The sequence below is a fragment of the Paenisporosarcina macmurdoensis genome (assembly GCF_042658845.1).
GTDB lineage: Bacteria > Bacillota > Bacilli > Bacillales_A > Planococcaceae > Paenisporosarcina > Paenisporosarcina macmurdoensis.
Window position 1 is genome coordinate 493,477 of the sequence record NZ_JBHSRI010000002.1, and the last position, 18,425, is coordinate 511,901.

Consider the following 18,425-nt stretch of genomic DNA (forward strand, 5'->3'; position numbering starts at 1 on the left):
ATCCACGCATTAAAAAAACAATAAACTAAAGCCATCCAAGTTGGATGGCTTTTAAAACTGTTATTTGCGAAGTTTTCTTACGATATCTTCACTTGGTGTGACAAAAACCGTTTTTTGTTCGAAATAAATGACGAATCCGGGTTTTGAGCCATTTGGTTTTTTCACATGACGGACTTCGGTATAGTCGACAGGAACTGAAGATGAGTCTCGTGCTTTACTGAAGTATGCTGAAAGCAAGGCTGCTTCTAAGATTGACTCTTCATCTGGATCATTATCATGAATGACGACATGAGATCCAGGAATATCTTTTGTATGGAACCACGTTTGAGATTTACTCGCGATTTTAAATGTTAAATAATCATTTTGCTTGTTGTTTTTTCCGACAGAAATTGGCAATCCTGTAGATGACACGAAAGCTTCCGGTGTTGGTTTAACCACTTTTTTCTTTTTCTTCAAAACACGTGCTTTCATCCAGCCTTGTTCAGCTAGTTCCTCACGAATTTCCTCGATGTCTTGAGGAGACGCTTGCATGACTTGTTGTTGTAACATATCTAAATAATTGATATCGTCTTGTGCTTTATCTAATTGCTGTTGTGTTTTCAATAAGGCTGTTTTGGCTTTATTATATTTCTTGTAAAAACTTTGTGCGTTTTCCACTGGTGTTTTTCTTGGGCTTAATGGTATTTTTATGACTTCATTATTTTCGTCATAGTAGTTAATGATCTCAGCTTCGGTCATTCCTTTTTCTAGGTTATACAAGTTCGCCATCAGCAGTTCACCATGGAGTTGGAACGTCTCCAGTTTTTCAGCGTTCGCTTTATCTTTGGCTAGTTTTTTCATTTTTAATTTTAATTTATCAAGTTCATTTTGCATCCAACGTTCTAGGTCGCCAGCTTGTTGTTTCACTCGATCTCGTTCAGCCCGTGCAAAGTAAACTTTGTCGAGTAATTCTCCTAAAGAGTTATAGGGTGTTTTAGTCCCTTCGATGTGTTGCAAATCTACACTTGAGAAAATAGCTTTATTGCCAATTTCTATATATGTACCAGTTGGATTATTTTGCTCAAATTTCTCTAGGAAGTTTTTAAATACTTCGTAACTTGGCTGGGTATTGTTTGCTACCAAATAAGCGAGTTCTTTGGCATGTAAAGGTGAAAAGCCTGCAAGTTGTGCCAGGAATTCACGAGGCACATCTTCCGTTTCTAATAGGGATTGGAAAAAAGGCTCATCCACTTCATACGGATTTTTTTTATTTTGAGATGGAGGTGCAATATGCGGTTGACCTGGTAATATCGTTCTATAACTATTAACAGATGGTGGCAAATGTTTTAAACTATCCAAGATCAGATTGCGAACAGGGTCAACTAAAATAACGTTGCTATGTCGTCCCATGATCTCAATATGTAACTCTCGCACCATGTCGTCGCCGATTTCATTTTTACTTTCGACTCTTAGAATGATCACGCGGTCCATTTCGAGTTGAGTGATAGAGGAAATAAATCCACCCTCTAAATGTTTGCGAAGTAACATGCAAAACATCGGTGGTTCTGAAGGATTATCGATTGCCTCATTCGTTACGTGAATTCGAGAGTACGAAGGGTGAATCGAAATAAGTAAACGACTATTTTTACCGCCAGAACGAATTTGAAACACAATTTCTTGTGAGTTCGGTTGGCGTATTTTTGAGATTCGTCCAGATACTAAATGTTGGAGCTCGTGCGTCATTGCTTTTGTAAATAAGCCATCAAATGCCATAAGAATTCCTCTTTCAAAACGTTTTGCTCTATCTTATCATTTTCTAAGGGTAATGTGATATAATTGGCTAAGTATGTAGCAAAGAAAGTTTAGCTTTAATAGGAGGAACGACTGTGCCCAGTCTAAAGTTTATCAATATCGGAAACGGTAGTGTGGTAGCAGTTGATCGAATTATCTCCATCTTGCAGCCTGAGTCCGCGCCGATTAAGCGTCTCGTTCAAGATGCAAGAGACAAAGGATTTTTAATTGACGCAACGTATGGTAAAAAAACGCGTGCTATATTTGTTATGAATAGTGAGCATGTTGTATTATCTGCTGTTAGTGCAGAAACAATGGTAACACGTATGCTAGAACAAACCGAATAGATAAAAAGAGGGATTGAATGCGAAAAGAACGTGGATTATTAATCGTCCTTTCAGGGCCATCTGGTGTGGGGAAAGGTACTGTGCGAAAAGAATTATTCTCGCAACCTGACACAAATTATGAATATTCGATTTCAATGACGACAAGAAAGCCGCGCGAAGGCGAAGTCGATGGTGTCGATTATTTTTTCAAATCCCATGAGGAATTTGAACAATTAATCGTAGAAGGGCGTTTATTAGAATACGCTTGTTATGTTGGGAACTATTATGGAACCCCATTAGACTACGTAAATGCTACGCTCGACGCAGGTCGTGATGTGTTTTTAGAAATTGAAGTCCAAGGTGCATCTCAAGTTCGTGCCAAAGCACCTGACGGCTTATTTATTTTCTTAGCACCACCGAGTCTTTCAGAATTAGAACAACGTTTAATTGGTCGAGGAACGGAAACGGATGACGTCATTGCTTCACGTATTTTTGCTGCAAGGCAAGAACTTGAAATGATGAACTTGTACGATTTTGTTGTTGAAAACGATGAAGTACAGTTAGCATGTGATCGTGTGAATGCGATCGTCACTGCTGAGCATTGCCGAAGAGAACGTGTTGAAAAAAGATATCTGTCTATGTTGGAAGGGGAATAATAAATGTTATATCCATCAGTTGATTCATTAAAAAGCAAAATCGATTCAAAATACACACTAGTAAGCTTAGCTTCAAAACGTGCGCGCCAGTTACAAGAAGAAGGCGGAGAACGATTATCTTCATACGTTTCTTTAAAATATGTGGGTAAAGCGTTAGAAGAAGTAGCTTGCGGAGCATTAACTAAAGAAGATCAAGACGCAGCAACAATTTACGAAGACGAAATTTAAATCCTATTATTACCCAATGAAAACTCCCTAAGACAGTAAAATGCTTTGGGAGTTTGTTGTTTGAGAGAGGAAGAATGTTCATGCTAGCAAACAAAAAAATCTTATTATGCGTCTCAGGCGGTATCGCTGTTTATAAAGCTGTTGCCCTCGTTAGTAAATTGTCACAAGCAGGAGCGACTGTCAAAGTTATAATGACGGAATCTGCGACAAAGTTTGTGCAGCCGCTGAGCTTTCAAGTCATGTCTAAAAATGATGTTTATACGGATACCTTTGATGAAAAAAATTCACAAGTCATCGCTCATATTGATTTAGCAGACTGGGCAGATTTAGTGATCGTGGCTCCTGCAACTGCAAATGTAATTGGCAAACTGGCAAATGGATTTGGAGACGATATGGTGACGACTACACTTTTAGCAACTACAGCTAAGGTATGGATTGCACCAGCTATGAATGTACATATGTACGACCACCCGGCAGTGAAACGCAATATAGCGACACTTGCAGAAGATGGCTATGAATTTATAGAGCCATCAGAAGGTTTTTTAGCCTGTGGGTATGTTGGAAAAGGAAGATTAGAAGAGCCAGAAAAAATCGTAGCGTTAGTTGAAGCATTCTTCCTGCCAAAAGAATTACCGTTAAAAGGCAAGAAAGTAGTAATTACTGCAGGACCAACGCGTGAGCGAATCGATCCTGTGAGATTTCTAACGAACTTTTCATCTGGGAAAATGGGGTATGCCCTCGCGGAAGCCGCTGTAAGACTAGGGGCTGAAACCATCCTTGTATCAGGTCCCGTTTCTTTGCCTATCCCACTCGGTGTAAAAATTGACAACGTGGAAAGTGCAGAAGAAATGTTGCAAGCTGTGTTGGCACATTTTGATAATGCCGATATTGTCATTAAGACTGCTGCTGTTGCAGACTATCGTCCGAAAGTAATTCATGCACAGAAAATGAAAAAACAACTTGGTGATTCCACGCTCGAACTTGAACGGACTATTGATATTTTAATGACACTGGGACAAAAAAAATCACATCAACTAGTTATTGGTTTCGCTGCAGAAACTAACAATGTTGAAGCATATGCGCAAGAAAAACTAATGAAGAAAAATGCTGATTATATTATCGCCAATGATGTCACAAGAGCTGATAGTGGGTTTGGTACGGATACAAATACCGTAGTTGTTATTGGTAAAGAGAATTATATGAAGCATTTTGATAATATGACGAAAAAAGAGTTAGCTATACAACTGTTTCAAACGATATTGGCTCATGAAAAGGAATTACAACATGTTCGCTGAGGTCATTGTAGACGTAGCAGCTTATCCGATTGATCGACCATTTGATTATTCGGTCCCAGAAATGTTCCAAACTATTATTGAAAGCGGAAGTCGTGTGAAGGTTCCTTTTGGCAATCGGCAAGTTCTTGGATTTGTTACTGCTTTAAAAAGTGATACTGATGTTCCGTTGGATAAACAAAAGCCAATTGGTGAATTGTTAGATATCGAACCGGTTTTAACTGAAGAAATGCTCGCAATGACCAAGTGGTTAAAACGTCATACTTTATGTTACGAAATTGATGCTCTTCAAGTTATGTTGCCGTCTGCTTTGCGAGCGAAATATGAAAAAATACTTCGAATTGTAGACTCCAATGCGGAACTTCCACAAAGTGTACAAGCATTATTTCAAGGGAAAGACAGTGTCGAGTTAAAAGCAGATGAATCGAAAGAATTGCTTTCTACCATTAAAAAATTAATAAAAGACCAAATTCTCGTACTAGAAACAGCGATTAAACAAAAGACTGCTGTGAAAAAAGTGCGAATGGTACAAATTGAAGCAGATGTAAATCGCTTAAAAGAAATTCACGAAAATGTCTCAAACCAAGCAAAGAAACAAAAAGATGTCATCAAATGGATGATTGATCACGCAGGTGAGCGTATTATTTTAGCGGATGTTATAAAAAATCTTCAAACATCAAATGCTGTGTTACAAGGAGTTTTGGAAAAAGGTGCGGCTACTTTAGAACTAGAAGAAGTGTACCGGGATCCATACGCTGACAGAACGATCGATGTCTCTAAAAAGCACTCATTAACTGACGAACAACACCTCGCATTGAGTGAAATCATTCATTCGTATGATCAACATGAAGCTGCAACCTTTCTTCTACATGGCATCACCGGCAGCGGTAAGACAGAAGTGTACTTACAAGCAATTGAACGTTCGTTAAAGGATCAAAAAGAAGCCATCGTTCTTGTACCAGAAATTTCACTTACCCCTCAAATGACCAATCGCTTTAAAGAACGTTTTGGCTCCTTAGTCGCTGTATTGCATAGTGGTTTATCGACTGGAGAGAAATACGATGAATGGCGAAAAATTAAGCGCGGAGAAGTAAAAGTAGTCGTTGGTGCTCGTTCAGCGATCTTTGCTCCTTTTCAAAATATTGGCTTGATTATTTTAGACGAAGAACATGAAGGCACCTATAAGCAAGACGATTCCCCACGCTATCATGCAAGAGATGTAGCTATTTGGAGAAGTGAATATCACCATTGTCCAGTTATTTTAGGGAGTGCAACACCTTCACTTGAATCTTATGCTCGAGCAAAAAAAGGCAATTATTCTTTGTTGACTTTATCAAAGAGACCTCGTGAACAAGCGCTACCAGAAGTATCTGTCATCGACATGCGTGAGCAATTGAAAAATGGCAACAGGTCCATGTTTTCTTTGGAATTAGCTGATGCAATCCGTCTGCGTCTTGAAAAAGGAGAACAAATGGTGTTGTTCTTAAACCGACGAGGCCATTCATCATTTGTGTTATGCCGTGATTGTGGTACCGTGGTCGAATGTCCAAATTGCGATATTTCGATGACGTATCATCGGCATCAAGAACGGATTAAGTGTCATTATTGTGGAGAAGAGTCTCAAGTTCCAAACTCGTGTCCGCAATGTAGTAGTGAACATATTCGGTTCTTCGGGACAGGTACTCAAAAAGTGGAAGAAGAGATTGCACGTTTTTTCCCAACTGCTCGAGTCCTTCGTATGGATGTCGATACCACTCGCAAAAAAGGCTCGCATGAACATATATTGAAACAGTTTGGAGACGGCAAGGCAGACATCTTGCTAGGAACTCAAATGATTGCTAAAGGGCTAGATTTCCCGAACATCACACTAGTTGGCGTGCTGTCAGCTGACACCACTCTCCATTTGGCTGATTTTCGAGCAGCTGAAAAGACATTTCAATTGCTGACTCAGGTCAGTGGGCGTGCGGGAAGACACGATAAAAAAGGCGAAGTTGTCGTTCAAACCTATACGCCTGATCACTATGCCATTCAATTTGCCAAGTATCATGATTTTATCTCCTTCTATAATCAAGAAATGATGAATAGAAAACAATTTGCTTATCCACCTTTTACCTTTGTTGTGCTTATTCAGATTACACATGAAGATGTGTTGATGACTGCAGAATATGCGCACAAAGCGGCAAATTGGTTGCGAGAAAATTTATCCAATACGGCAGAAATTATTGGACCTACGGCTTCATCAATAAGTCGTGTACAAAATAGATATCGTTATCAATGTTTGATAAAATACAAAAAAGAACCGATGCTCCCGGATGTACTTCAACAATTAATCCGTATTTACCGGACAGATTGGCTGAAAAAAGGAATCTTAATGTCGATTGACTTAAATCCATCATCCATAATGTGAGCAGACACGAAATGAGGAATGACCTTTGACTATCCGAGCAATTGTAAAAAGCCCGAATGAAATATTAACTACACCGACAAAGAAAGTACGAAAATTTGATCGAAAACTCGCTACTTTATTAAAGGATATGCATGACACCATGCTTGATTCAGATGGCATTGGCATTGCAGCTCCTCAAGTAGGTGAATCCATCCGTGTAGCCATTGTAGACCTTGGTGAAGGCGAAGATATCATTGAAATGATCAATCCGGAAGTTCTAGAAACAGAAGGCGCTGTCATTGATATTGAAGGTTGCTTAAGTTTCCCCGAATTGTATGGTGAGGTGGAACGTCCATTTTCCGTGCGAATTAAAGCACAAGAAAGAGACGGTACATGGTACGAATTAGAGGCCGAAGATTATGAGGCAAGAGCCATTTTGCATGAAATTGATCATTTAGACGGCATTTTGTTTGATTCGAAAATTCTTCGCGTCGTTGATCCTTCAGAGCTTGAAAATGAAGAGGAGGACATACTTTGACCTCTTTAGTTTTTATGGGGACCCCAGAGTTCTCTGTACCGATCCTGACGATGTTACATGATGAAGGGTATTCTATTTTAGCTGTCGTGACACAACCTGATCGCCCGGTAGGACGAAAAAGAGTGTTAACGCCAACACCAGTTAAAAAAGAAGCGTTGAGACTGGGTTTACCTGTGTTACAGCCGGAAAAGCTGAAAGGCTCACAACAACTGGATGAGATTTTATCTTTACAACCAGATATTATTGTCACTGCTGCATTTGGACAGATACTGCCCAAAGAGTTATTAGACGCACCTGAATTTGGCTGTTTAAATGTACATGCTTCCTTGCTTCCTGCATATCGTGGAGGTGCACCTATTCATCAAGCGATTATGGATGGCCAACTTGAAACGGGTGTCACCATTATGTACATGGCTCAAAAATTAGATGCTGGTGATATTATTTCGCAAAAAGCAATCCCAATTGAATTCAACGATTCAACAGGGATTTTATTTGAAAAACTAAGCGTGGTTGGTTGTGACTTACTAAAAGAGACGTTACCAACTATTTTGAATACTACTAACTCAAGAGTTGTACAAGATGAAAACCTGGTGACTTTCGCTCGCAATATTTCAAGAGAGCAAGAAAGAATTGATTGGGATCAATCAGCATTAGACATATACAATCAAGTGCGGGGTCTCAATCCATGGCCGGTTGCTTACACTACATTAAAACAAGAAGCAGTAAAAGTTTGGTGGGGACAACCGAGCGAACAAAGCTATACTCACCCAGTCGGGACTGTGGTTGAGTTAAAGGTTGATCGTCTTGTTGTACAAACAGGTTTTGAACAAGCCTTTGAAATTACTGAATTACAACCAGCTGGGAAGAAAAAAATGTCTGCCGAGGAGTTTTTACGAGGCACTGGTTCTAAATTACAGATTGGGGATCAGTTTCAATGAATAATAAATCATATCGAATGTGGAACGGAAATGTCCGTGATGCCGCGTTATCAATACTAATGGCAATTGAAAAAAATCAAGCATATAGCAACTTATTACTGCATCAAACAATTGAAAAATATGATATCGAAATCAAAGACCGCGCACTTTTAACAGAAATCACATATGGGACACTGCAACACAAAATGACTCTCGATTATTACTTGCAACCGTTTATTAAAGGGAAACTGGATGATTGGGTTCGTCAGTTATTGCGCCTTTCCCTTTACCAAATTCATTATTTAGATCGAATTCCAAACCATGCAGCTGTAAATGAAGCAGTAGAGATTGCTAAGAAGCGAAGCCATAAAGGAACAGCTGGCTTAGTTAACGGTATATTAAGAGGTATTTTGCGACAGGGAGTTCGCTCAACTGATGAAATAGTTGATCCGATTGAACGATTATCAATTGCAGCAAGTCATCCATTATGGTTAATTCAACGCTGGGTTAAACAATTTGGTTTTGAAAAAACTGAAACGATGGCTTTTGAAAATAATATTCCACCTGCACATACTGTGCGAGTGAATACAACCAGAACAACCGTGCAAGAAGCAATCGATATGTTATTAGATGAAGGAATTGTGGCGTATCAGAGCGAAGTAATTCCTGAGTGCCTTCACATTGAAAAGGGTCAAGTTGCTAAAACGCAGGCTTATCAATACGGAGCAGTTTCAATTCAAGATGAAAGTTCCATGATTCCTACTTACGCATTACAAGTTGAACCAGGTAATAGAGTGTTGGATATGTGTGCAGCCCCTGGTGGGAAATCCATGCATATCGCGGAAAAACTAAACGGCGAAGGATTCCTTGTTGCAGTTGATTTGCATCCACATAAAGTGAAACTTATTGCGGATCAAGCAAGTCGATTAGGGTTTGAAAATATTGAAACCCGTACTTGGGATAGCCGAGAATTAACGAACGAGTATGAAGAGCAATCGTTTGACCGTATTCTGGTAGATGCACCGTGTAGTGGGTTAGGTGTTATTCGTCGAAAACCTGATATTAAATATACAAAAAAAGAAGAAGATTTTGCGTCATTGCATAAAGTTCAAACGAAACTCCTCGATGAAGCTTATAAATTAATCAAGCCAAATGGTGTCATCGTATACAGTACATGTACGATTGATGAAGTCGAAAATAACGACACGGTCCAAGCTTTTCTTGCGAACCATTCAGACATGATGTTAGATAAATTAGATATTCTTCCTGAGGCTTATCATCACCTAACACAAAACGGCATGATTCACATTTTTCCACAGGATTTTAATAGCGATGGTTTCTTTGTCGCAGCATTCCGTAAAAAAGAATCTGTTTCAAATTAAAAATCAGCAATAACGAACAAGGTTATGAATTGATTACAACAACAAACCGTCGAAACACGGCTCTGATATTGGCGCTGCATCCAGAAGGATTCATAGTATGAAGCGTCAACAAGAAACGGAGTGACTATTGATGAAGTACACTGTATTAAGTGATATTGGTCAAAAACGATCGGTGAATGAGGATCGTGCGGCAATGTTCGTGCGATCTGATTTTGTCCGATTAGGTGTTATTGCAGATGGCATGGGTGGACACAATGCAGGAGATATTGCGAGTGACATGGCCATTTCTAAAATCGGTAAATTTTTTGAAAGCGCTACCCCACAACATTTTTATTCAGAAGACTCCATTAAATTGTGGTTTTTGAACGCAGTTGAAAAAATTAATCGTTTAATCTTTGATTATTCGTTAACACATGAAGATTGCCAAGGAATGGGCACCACTTTTTTAGCTGCCGTAATCACTGATAATCAAAAAGTTCTTTGCCATATAGGGGATAGTCGTGCCTATGTACTAGACTCAGGCTTATTAAAGCAATTGACGAAGGATCATTCATATGTAAATGTGTTAGTTGAGAATGGTGAAATCAGTGAAGAAGAAGCACAACGTCATCCGAAGAAAAATTTAATTACGAAATCATTAGGAACTGAAAAAACGATTGACCCGGACTTTTTCTCTTTAATAATTCCTACATATTCATATTTACTATTATGTTCCGATGGATTAAGTAATAAATTATCAATTGCTGACATGACAACTATTCTTTCGACCAATACTTCTATTCATGAAAAAGGTCAGCACCTAGTAGACCTGGCAAATGAAAAAGGTGGAGAAGACAACATCTCTCTTGTTCTAATTAACAATACAAAAGAGGAGGTGTAGGCATGCTCTTAGGCAAAAGAATCAGTGGACGCTACAAAGTGCTCGAAATGATTGGTGGCGGGGGCATGTCAAATGTCTACCTTGCTCACGATATGATTTTAGATAGAGATGTAGCAATAAAAGTTTTGCGATACGATTTTTCGAATGAAGACGATTTACATCGCAGATTTCAACGCGAAGCTCTTTCAGCAACGAGTTTAACTCACCCAAACATTGTCAATATTTTCGATGTGGGTGAAGATCGAGATATACATTATTTGGTTATGGAGTTTATTGAAGGAAAAACGTTAAAGCACTATATTGTAGATCATTCGCCGTTACCGCCACTTGAAACAGTGAACATCATGAAACAATTAACATCGGCAATTGCGCACGCTCATCAAAATCAAATTATTCACCGAGATATTAAACCGCAAAATATTTTGATGGATGGAATACACCACGTCAAAATCACTGATTTTGGGATTGCGATGGCCTTGAGTGCAACATCCTTTACACAAACAAATTCAGTATTAGGAACTGTCCATTATTTATCTCCTGAACAAGCACGTGGGGGTACTGCAACAAAGCAATCTGATATTTATGCACTCGGCATCGTATTATACGAGCTTCTTACAGGGAAACTACCGTTTTCAGGAGAATCTGCAGTGTCGATTGCCTTAAAACACTTACAAACGGAAACACCTTCAGTGCGAGCTGTTGTGCCGAGTATTCCACAAAGTTTAGAAAATGTGGTCATGAAAGCAACTGCAAAAGATCCTAGAAATCGCTACCAAACTGTAGAAGAAATGGAACATGACTTAAATAACGTATTATCTGTTGATCGTGCAAACGAAGCAGCATTTGCTATTCCTTATGATGATGATGCGACTAAAGCAATGCCTGTCATAAAAGAGGGGATAAGCTATGATCAATTGAATGAAACGAAGCAACACAATAAGGGGCAAGTTTCCTCACAACAAATGGTAGAAGAAAAAAAGAAAAAGAAAAAATGGCCATGGATTGTGGGAATTATTTCTTTGTTACTGTTGATCAGTTTAATTGTGATTATTGCATTTCCAGGAATTTTTGGACCCAAAAAAGTTGAAGTACCCGACGTGGTGAATTTGTCTCTAAATGATGCAATTGATAAGGTAGAAGAAGTTGGATTTGTTGCAGGAGATGAAACAGAAGAGTCTTCACAAGAAATTGAAGAAGGTCAAGTTATTCGTACGATTCCACAAGACGGTAAAATAAGAGATGAAGGAACTGAAATCGAATTCATTGTTTCGAGTGGAAAAGAATCAGTCACTCTTGTTGATTATGTTGGGCGTGACATCAACGAAGTAAGAGAGTTATTAGCCGAACAAAATTTTAAACCAATCGAAACTGTTGAAGAATTTTCAGAAGAACCTGTTGGTCGAATTATTTCACAAAAACCATCTGGTGATTCTGAGGTTATCCCAGATGAGACTGATCTTGTGTTTACGGTAAGTAAAGGGCAAGAATTAATAAGTGTCATTGATTTAACTGAGCAATACAATGAAAAAACGTTAAACGATTATGCAAGATCATCAGGCTTTAATATTGAAATAGTGGAAGAAGAGTTCTCTTCAGAAGTTTCTGAAGGATTCGTTATTTCACAAAAGCCTAGTGCCGGAACACAGCTAGCACCGGGAAGCTCAATCGAGATTGTGCTGTCAAAAGGACCGGTGGCCAAAAAAATTAAAACCTTTGTTAAATCGGTAGAAATTCCTTATGAACCTGAAATAGAAGGTGCTGAACAAATTGTTCGTATTTATTTACAGGATCAGACGCATTCACTTGCAGAGCCAGTTCAGGAGTTCGTATTGACTGAAACAAAGTTACAACAAATTCAACTAGAAATTGAAGAAGGTCAAAAAGGAGCATATCGAATCATGGTCGACTCAAAGGTCATCGCAGATGAGATTATTGAGTATGGCAGTTTCGATTAGGGAGGAATTCGATGGCGAAAGGACAAATTCGTAAAGCGCTTAGCGGGTTTTATTATGTTCAAGATGGGCAAAAATTTATTCAATGTAGAGCACGCGGTGTTTTTAGAAACCGGGGGGTTAGCCCATTGGTAGGCGACTTTGTCGATTATGAAGTGGAAGCAGGTTCTGACGGAACGATTACTGTTGTACATGAGCGTAAAAATGCATTAGTTCGTCCACCCATCTCTAACATTGACCAAGCATTACTTGTATTTTCATTAACTGAACCAGATTTTAATCCTTTATTATTAGATCGCTTTCTTGTCGTAGTAGAATCATTTAATGTGGAGCCGATTATTTGTTTAACCAAAACGGATTTAATTAGTGAATCTGAAATGGCAAAAATCCGACCGTTTATTAATGATTACCGAGCAATTGGTTATCGAATAATTGAAACATTCAAAGATGACGAAGATTTAGTTGCCAACATCGCACCAATCTTAAAAGGTAAAATCAGCGTTTTAGCCGGGCAGTCAGGTGTGGGGAAATCCACATTACTAAATACAGTGTTACCATCGTTAAATTTGAAGACTGGGATCATTTCACAAGCACTCGGACGTGGGAAACATACAACTCGTCATGTTGAACTCGTTGAGGTTTGTGAAGGGCTGTTAGCTGATACTCCAGGGTTCAGTTCATTTGATTTTGATGAAATAGATAAAGAACAATTATCTTATTGTTTTCCTGAATTCCGAGCAGTGTCTGATAGTTGTAAATTTAGAGAGTGTTTACACATCAGTGAACCGAAATGCGCAGTTCTTGCGGGGGTTCAATCTGGTGAAATTAAAGCTTACAGATACAAACATTATGTTAAGTTTTTAGAGGAAATAAATGAACGAAAGCCGAGGTATTAATATGATTAAAATAGCACCATCAATTCTTGCTGCCGATTTCTCGAAATTGGCCGAAGAAGTAAAAGAAGTCGAACAAGCTGGTGCGAAACTTATTCACATTGACGTAATGGACGGTCATTTTGTGCCAAATATTACAATGGGACCAATTGTTGTTGAAGCATTAAGACCGGTGACGAAATTGCCTTTAGATGTTCATTTAATGATCAACAACCCAGACAATTTTATTGAATCATTTGCAAAAGCCGGTGCTGACTATATTACGGTTCATGTAGAAGCGTGTCCTCACTTGCATAGAACGATTCAATTGATTCGCTCATTCGGTGTAAAACCTGGTGTTGTCTTAAACCCGCATACACCTGTTGAATCTATTCAACATGTTTTAGAAGACATCGATTTGGTGCTGTTTATGACAGTAAACCCTGGATTTGGCGGCCAAAAATTTATTCACTCCGTCGTACCGAAAATAAAACAACTTGCTGACATGATTAAAGAAAAAGATTTAGCTATCGAGATTGAAATTGATGGTGGCATTAATGCTGAGACGATTATTCCTTGCGCGCAAGCAGGTGCAACAATCTTTGTTGCTGGTTCAGCTATTTATAGTAAAGAAGACCGTTCAAAAGCTCTTCAAGACATTCAACAAGCAGGCGAACGAGCAATCCTTACATGAAAACGGTTGTGATTTGCGCTGGAGGTCCTATTGAAGAATTGGCCAACCTTGAACCGTACAAATCATCTGATCATGTTGTTTTTATTGGAGCGGACAAGGGTGCAGTATATTTACTTAATGAAGGCATCATTCCAAATGTAGCTGTTGGTGATTTTGATTCGCTATCCACAGAAGAATTTTTAGATGTAACAAACCGAGTTGCTTCAGTAAAAGTAGCATCTGTGGATAAGAATGAAACGGATACAGATTTAGCACTCATACACTCACTTGATTTTGATCCACAACAAATCGTCCTAGTGGGTGTAACAGGAGGGCGTTTGGACCATTTTATTTCGGTACTCAACAGCGTCTATCGATTTCAGACGGACAATCCTGGAATTCAATTTATCATACGCAACAAATGGAATGAAATGCGTTTGTTAACACCTGGCATCACACAATTAACTACAAATCCCCAATTACCATTTGTGTCTTTTTTTGCTTTTCATGGAGATGTCGAAGAAATAACATTAACTGGTATGAAATATAATGTGGACAATGAAACCATAAAAATAGGGAGTTCACGATTTACAAGTAATCAACTATTGGACGAACAAGGGTCTATCTCCTTTGCATCTGGCATATGTTTATTAATACGTAGCTCAGATTGATAAGAAGGAGTGAAAACATGCGTGTTTATACGTTTAGATTACCGAAATTTGTGAGTGGTTTTGCTAGAATGTGTTTAGGTTGGATGAATAGCGAAGATAAACCAAAAAAGAAAAAGAATGAAAAAATGCTCGACTGACAATTGTCAGTCAAGCATTTTTTTTTGAGCGAATACTAAACGCGCTCGATTTTTCCAGATTTCATTGCTCGCGCAGAAACCCAAACACGTTTTGGTTTACCGTCTACAAGAATACGAATTTTTTGTAGGTTAGCTCCCCAAGTACGTTTTGTTTTATTCATAGCGTGAGAACGCGCATTACCAGCACGAGACTTACGCCCTGTGATTACACATACTTTTGGCATTATATTTCCTCCTCAAAAAAGAAGCTGAAAGATTTTTTTCAGTTCGTTATTTCACATACTTTAATAATTTACCACATAGTGTTTTTCTTTGCAACCACTTTTCCTTTGCCTTTCAAGAAAAAAGCCTTTACAGACGAATACAGGTCATTGTTAACGTTTTCTTTTATTGCAAGACATTTTGTAGTACAATTAAGGGTAGTCAAAAAGGACTTATAAGGAGGCATTCTATATGTCAATTGAATTGAAAAATGAATTCGGACAGATTGATATTTCAAACGATGTCGTAGCCCAAATTGCAGGTGGAGCAGCGATTGAATGTTATGGAATTGTTGGCATGGCGTCTAAACACCAAATTCGAGATGGTTTAACGGATATTCTACGTAAAGAAAATTTTGCAAAAGGTGTACTTGTACGACAACATGGCGAGGATCTTCACATTGATATGTATATTGTTATCAGCTATGGCACAAAAGTTTCAGAAGTAGCTTACCAAGTTCAATCGAAAGTAAAATACACAATAAATAAAACATTAGGACTTGCTGTGAAATCAGTAAATATTTATGTTCAAGGAGTTCGTGTTACGAACCCATAAGAGGAGGAAGTAGGATATGAAGTCTTTAGACGGAATTCAATTTGCAGAAATGGTGAAAATGGGTGCCCATCACTTATTCCAAAATGCAGATTATGTTGATGCGCTAAATGTCTTTCCTGTTCCCGATGGTGACACGGGAACGAACATGAACTTATCGATGTCTTCTGGATCAAAAGAAACAGAAGCACACGCAGTTGCTCATATTGGAAAAACAGCTCAAGCACTTTCAAAAGGATTATTAATGGGAGCTCGTGGGAACTCAGGCGTTATTTTGTCTCAACTTTTCCGTGGATTCGGAAAAGATGTTGAAACGAAATCGACGTTATCTGCAAAAGACTTTGCTCATGCTTTCCAACACGGTGTAGACATGGCTTATAAAGCGGTCATGAAACCAGTTGAAGGTACTATTTTAACAGTAGCAAAAGATTCAGCTAAAAAAGCAGTAGAAGTAGCTGAACATGAAGATAATATTATTGTAGTAATGGAAGAATTACTGAAAGAAGCACAAGCATCACTTGAGCGAACTCCAGATTTACTACCTGTCTTAAAAGAAGTTGGGGTAGTCGACTCAGGTGGACAAGGTCTGGTATACGTTTATGAAGGATTTATTGCTGCTATGAAGGGTGAGAAATTGCCTGAAAAAACGTCTTCACATTCGATGGATGATCTAGTAAGTGCGGAACATCATAAAAAAGTTCAAGGTTTTATGAATACAGCAGATATTGAATTCGGTTATTGCACAGAGTTTATGGTGAAATTCATGCCAGAAAAAGTAGCGCAAAACCCGTTTAATGAACTTGCTTTCCGCGAAGGATTAAGTCAGTTTGGAGATTCTTTACTTGTTATTTCTGATGAAGAAATCGCAAAAGTACATATTCACTCTGAACAGCCAGGTAATTGTTTGGATTACGGACAAAAATTTGGTGACCTTATTAAAATCAAAATTGAAAATATGCGTCAACAACATGCTGAAATTGTTGGAGACGATCATAAGAAATCGATTCCTACTTCTGTACCTGTGAAGAAACATCCATACGCAGTCGTAACCGTTGCAATGGGTGAAGGAATTTCAGAACTTCTTAAAAGTGTAGGGGCAAGTGCAGTCATAGAAGGTGGCCAAACGATGAACCCATCTACAGAAGATATTGTGAAAGCGATACAATCTGTTGGCGCTGAAAAAGTACTCATTTTACCAAACAATAAAAATATTATTATGGCTGCCGAACAAGCTGCTGAAGTAATCGGAATCGAAGCGGCAGTAGTACCGACACGATCCGTACCACAGGGAATGGCTGCGATATTAGCATTCAATCCTGAAGCTTCTGTAGAAGACAATAAAACAAAAATGACTGAAGCTTACGCTCACGTTAAAACGGGTCAAGTAACTTTTGCTGTCCGTGATACTTCTATTGATGGTGTCGAAATTCAAAAAGATGATTTCATGGCTATTTCTGAAGGGAAGATCATTTTGTCAACATCTTCACTAGAAGAAGTGTCAAAATCATTGATCCATGACTTAGTGGATGAAGATGCAGAAATAATTACGATTATTTATGGTGAAGATGTGACAGAAGCGGATGCTAATAAATTGGCTGCATTTGTAGAAGAAAACTTCTCCCATGCAGATGTAGAAGTATACAACGGAAAACAACCATTGTATCCTTACATCATCTCAGTCGAATAAAAAACAACAGCAGTGAATCACTTCGGTTCACTGCTTTTTATTTAAACTATGTAAGCGGATACTTTTGTATAAGAATCTGTTAAAATACACTGTTGATTTCCGTTACAAAGCACTTTCATGTTTCGAAGCTAGCGAAGCGATGCAGAAACAGAAACAGGCGGACGCTTTCCGCGGGCGGTCCGTAAGCCTCCTCGTCGCAAGCGCCTGCGGGGTCTCACCTGGACACGCTCTTCCCGCTGGAGTCGCCGCCTTTCACTACAATCACTAAATTGAACAGTAATAGATAACATGGTTGCTATAAAGTAAATTGGAGCAAAACAGCGAAGAAACCTATATGTTCCTGCGCTTACTCGTCGCAAGGACGTTGATTGAATACAGTTCATCCAATGTCTTTCCTGAGGGATAGAGGAAAAGTCAAGATTCCCATAGAAAACGAGGAGTCTTGGAACTCACACTAGGAAAGCGTAGCTATTTTGTGGAATATCAACAGCCGTATTTAACATTGCTTTGTTTAAAATGTTATTGTGATGTAAAATGTAGGGAGAAATTCGAAACAAAGGGGTCTTAAAATGAAGTTTAAATCAGTATTTGATATCATTGGTCCGGTAATGATTGGACCATCATCCTCACATACTGCCGGAGCAGCGAGAATTGGTCTGGTAACACGTGAGTTATTCGGTAGACAACCAAAATGGGCAAAAGTCTATTTATACGGTTCATTTGCAGAGACTTATAAAGGTCACGGAACAGATATTGCTATAATTGGTGGTTTACTAGGTTTTGATACATTTGATGAACGCATTAAAACATCGTTTGATCTTGCAAAAGAAGCAGGCTTGACGTTTGAATTTATTCCGGAAACTGGTCATACTGAGCATCCGAATACTGCTCGTCTTGTAATTGGTGATGAGTCAGCTGAAATGGAACTGATTGGTGTATCAATTGGTGGGGGTAAAATTGAAATTAGTGAATTAAATGGATTCCCTCTTCGCTTATCCGGGAATCATTCTGCTATTTTAGTCGTTCATGATGATAAACCTGGTAGTATCGCAAAAGTGGCAAGTTGTTTAGCAGAACAAAATATTAACATTGGTCATATGGAAGTTTCTCGTAAGGAACAAGGGCAAATGGCGTTGATGGTAATTGAAGTCGATGAGCATATTGAAGAACATGTGCTTCAACAAATTGCGCTATTGCCACATATTACTCAAGTAACAAAAATCTCAGATTGAGGAGGGTTTTTAT

At 38.7% G+C, this 18,425-nt stretch carries 19 protein-coding genes; 17 read left to right on the forward strand and 2 right to left on the reverse strand.

Going from position 1 to position 18,425, the window contains the following annotated elements; all coding sequences use genetic code 11:
* Positions 1-60: 60 nt before the first annotated feature.
* The gene (locus ACFPYN_RS02280) at positions 61-1,752 is read right to left on the reverse strand and encodes an Rqc2 family fibronectin-binding protein (protein ID WP_377732284.1); all 1,692 of its coding nucleotides are present in this window, start codon (positions 1,750-1,752) and stop codon (positions 61-63) included.
* Positions 1,753-1,865: 113 nt separating this feature from the next.
* Between ACFPYN_RS02280 and ACFPYN_RS02285 the strand changes: the two genes are divergently transcribed.
* The 14 genes from ACFPYN_RS02285 (at position 1,866) to spoVM (ending at position 14,680) form a co-directional block, all read left to right on the forward strand.
* Positions 1,866-2,117: a DUF370 domain-containing protein gene (locus ACFPYN_RS02285; RefSeq protein WP_108584575.1), complete on the forward strand. Its 252-nt coding sequence runs from the start codon at positions 1,866-1,868 to the stop codon at positions 2,115-2,117.
* A gap of 17 nt (positions 2,118-2,134) precedes the next feature.
* Complete coding sequence (gene gmk, locus ACFPYN_RS02290; protein ID WP_377732285.1) at positions 2,135-2,752, forward strand: guanylate kinase; 618 nt, start codon at positions 2,135-2,137, stop codon at positions 2,750-2,752.
* 3 nt (positions 2,753-2,755) lie between these two features.
* A complete protein-coding gene (gene rpoZ / locus ACFPYN_RS02295; protein WP_377732287.1) occupies positions 2,756-2,980 on the forward strand; it encodes a DNA-directed RNA polymerase subunit omega in 225 nt (74 codons plus the stop codon).
* An 80-nt stretch (positions 2,981-3,060) separates the two neighbouring features.
* Positions 3,061-4,275: a bifunctional phosphopantothenoylcysteine decarboxylase/phosphopantothenate--cysteine ligase CoaBC gene (gene coaBC, locus ACFPYN_RS02300; protein WP_377732289.1), complete on the forward strand. Its 1,215-nt coding sequence runs from the start codon at positions 3,061-3,063 to the stop codon at positions 4,273-4,275.
* Entirely contained in the window at positions 4,265-6,679 is a 2,415-nt protein-coding gene (priA, locus tag ACFPYN_RS02305; RefSeq protein WP_377732291.1) for a primosomal protein N', read from the forward strand. The genes coaBC and priA overlap by 11 nt, the downstream gene beginning before the upstream one ends.
* 25 nt (positions 6,680-6,704) lie before the next feature.
* Positions 6,705-7,196: a peptide deformylase gene (def, locus tag ACFPYN_RS02310; protein ID WP_377732292.1), complete on the forward strand. Its 492-nt coding sequence runs from the start codon at positions 6,705-6,707 to the stop codon at positions 7,194-7,196.
* Complete coding sequence (gene fmt / locus ACFPYN_RS02315; protein ID WP_377732293.1) at positions 7,193-8,134, forward strand: methionyl-tRNA formyltransferase; 942 nt, start codon at positions 7,193-7,195, stop codon at positions 8,132-8,134. Before def ends, fmt begins: the two co-directional genes overlap by 4 nt.
* Positions 8,131-9,495, forward strand: coding sequence for a 16S rRNA (cytosine(967)-C(5))-methyltransferase RsmB (rsmB, locus tag ACFPYN_RS02320; protein ID WP_377732294.1), 1,365 nt, complete (start codon positions 8,131-8,133; stop codon positions 9,493-9,495). The genes fmt and rsmB overlap by 4 nt, the downstream gene beginning before the upstream one ends.
* 130 nt (positions 9,496-9,625) lie before the next feature.
* Positions 9,626-10,375, forward strand: a complete 750-nt coding sequence (locus ACFPYN_RS02325) for a Stp1/IreP family PP2C-type Ser/Thr phosphatase (RefSeq protein ID WP_377732295.1) — start codon at positions 9,626-9,628, stop codon at positions 10,373-10,375.
* A gap of 2 nt (positions 10,376-10,377) precedes the next feature.
* A complete protein-coding gene (gene pknB / locus ACFPYN_RS02330) occupies positions 10,378-12,330 on the forward strand; it encodes a Stk1 family PASTA domain-containing Ser/Thr kinase (protein ID WP_377732296.1) in 1,953 nt (650 codons plus the stop codon).
* Between the two features lie 11 nt (positions 12,331-12,341).
* Positions 12,342-13,223 carry a ribosome small subunit-dependent GTPase A gene (rsgA, locus tag ACFPYN_RS02335; protein WP_377732298.1) on the forward strand — a complete coding sequence of 294 codons (882 nt, stop codon included), beginning with the start codon at positions 12,342-12,344 and terminating at the stop codon, positions 13,221-13,223.
* Between the two features lies 1 nt (position 13,224).
* On the forward strand, positions 13,225-13,893 hold the full coding sequence (rpe, locus tag ACFPYN_RS02340) for a ribulose-phosphate 3-epimerase (protein ID WP_377732630.1): 669 nt from the start codon (positions 13,225-13,227) through the stop codon (positions 13,891-13,893).
* Positions 13,890-14,543, forward strand: a complete 654-nt coding sequence (locus ACFPYN_RS02345; protein ID WP_377732299.1) for a thiamine diphosphokinase — start codon at positions 13,890-13,892, stop codon at positions 14,541-14,543. The genes rpe and ACFPYN_RS02345 overlap by 4 nt, the downstream gene beginning before the upstream one ends.
* Before the next feature lie 17 nt (positions 14,544-14,560).
* A complete protein-coding gene (spoVM, locus tag ACFPYN_RS02350; protein ID WP_377732301.1) occupies positions 14,561-14,680 on the forward strand; it encodes a stage V sporulation protein SpoVM in 120 nt (39 codons plus the stop codon).
* Between the two features lie 35 nt (positions 14,681-14,715).
* Here spoVM and rpmB read toward each other — a convergent pair whose 3' ends face one another.
* Positions 14,716-14,904, reverse strand: coding sequence for a 50S ribosomal protein L28 (gene rpmB, locus ACFPYN_RS02355; RefSeq protein ID WP_377732303.1), 189 nt, complete (start codon positions 14,902-14,904; stop codon positions 14,716-14,718).
* 229 nt (positions 14,905-15,133) lie between these two features.
* On the opposite strand from rpmB, the gene ACFPYN_RS02360 reads away from it, so the two are divergent.
* The 3 genes from ACFPYN_RS02360 to sdaAB all read left to right on the forward strand — a co-directional run bounded on the left by ACFPYN_RS02360 (position 15,134) and on the right by sdaAB (position 18,412).
* Positions 15,134-15,496 carry an Asp23/Gls24 family envelope stress response protein gene (locus ACFPYN_RS02360; protein ID WP_377732304.1) on the forward strand — a complete coding sequence of 121 codons (363 nt, stop codon included), beginning with the start codon at positions 15,134-15,136 and terminating at the stop codon, positions 15,494-15,496.
* Positions 15,497-15,512: 16 nt separating this feature from the next.
* Positions 15,513-17,180, forward strand: a complete 1,668-nt coding sequence (locus ACFPYN_RS02365; protein WP_377732305.1) for a DAK2 domain-containing protein — start codon at positions 15,513-15,515, stop codon at positions 17,178-17,180.
* A gap of 569 nt (positions 17,181-17,749) precedes the next feature.
* Positions 17,750-18,412 carry an L-serine ammonia-lyase, iron-sulfur-dependent subunit beta gene (gene sdaAB, locus ACFPYN_RS02370; protein ID WP_377732307.1) on the forward strand — a complete coding sequence of 221 codons (663 nt, stop codon included), beginning with the start codon at positions 17,750-17,752 and terminating at the stop codon, positions 18,410-18,412.
* The last annotated feature ends 13 nt before the right edge of the window (positions 18,413-18,425 follow it).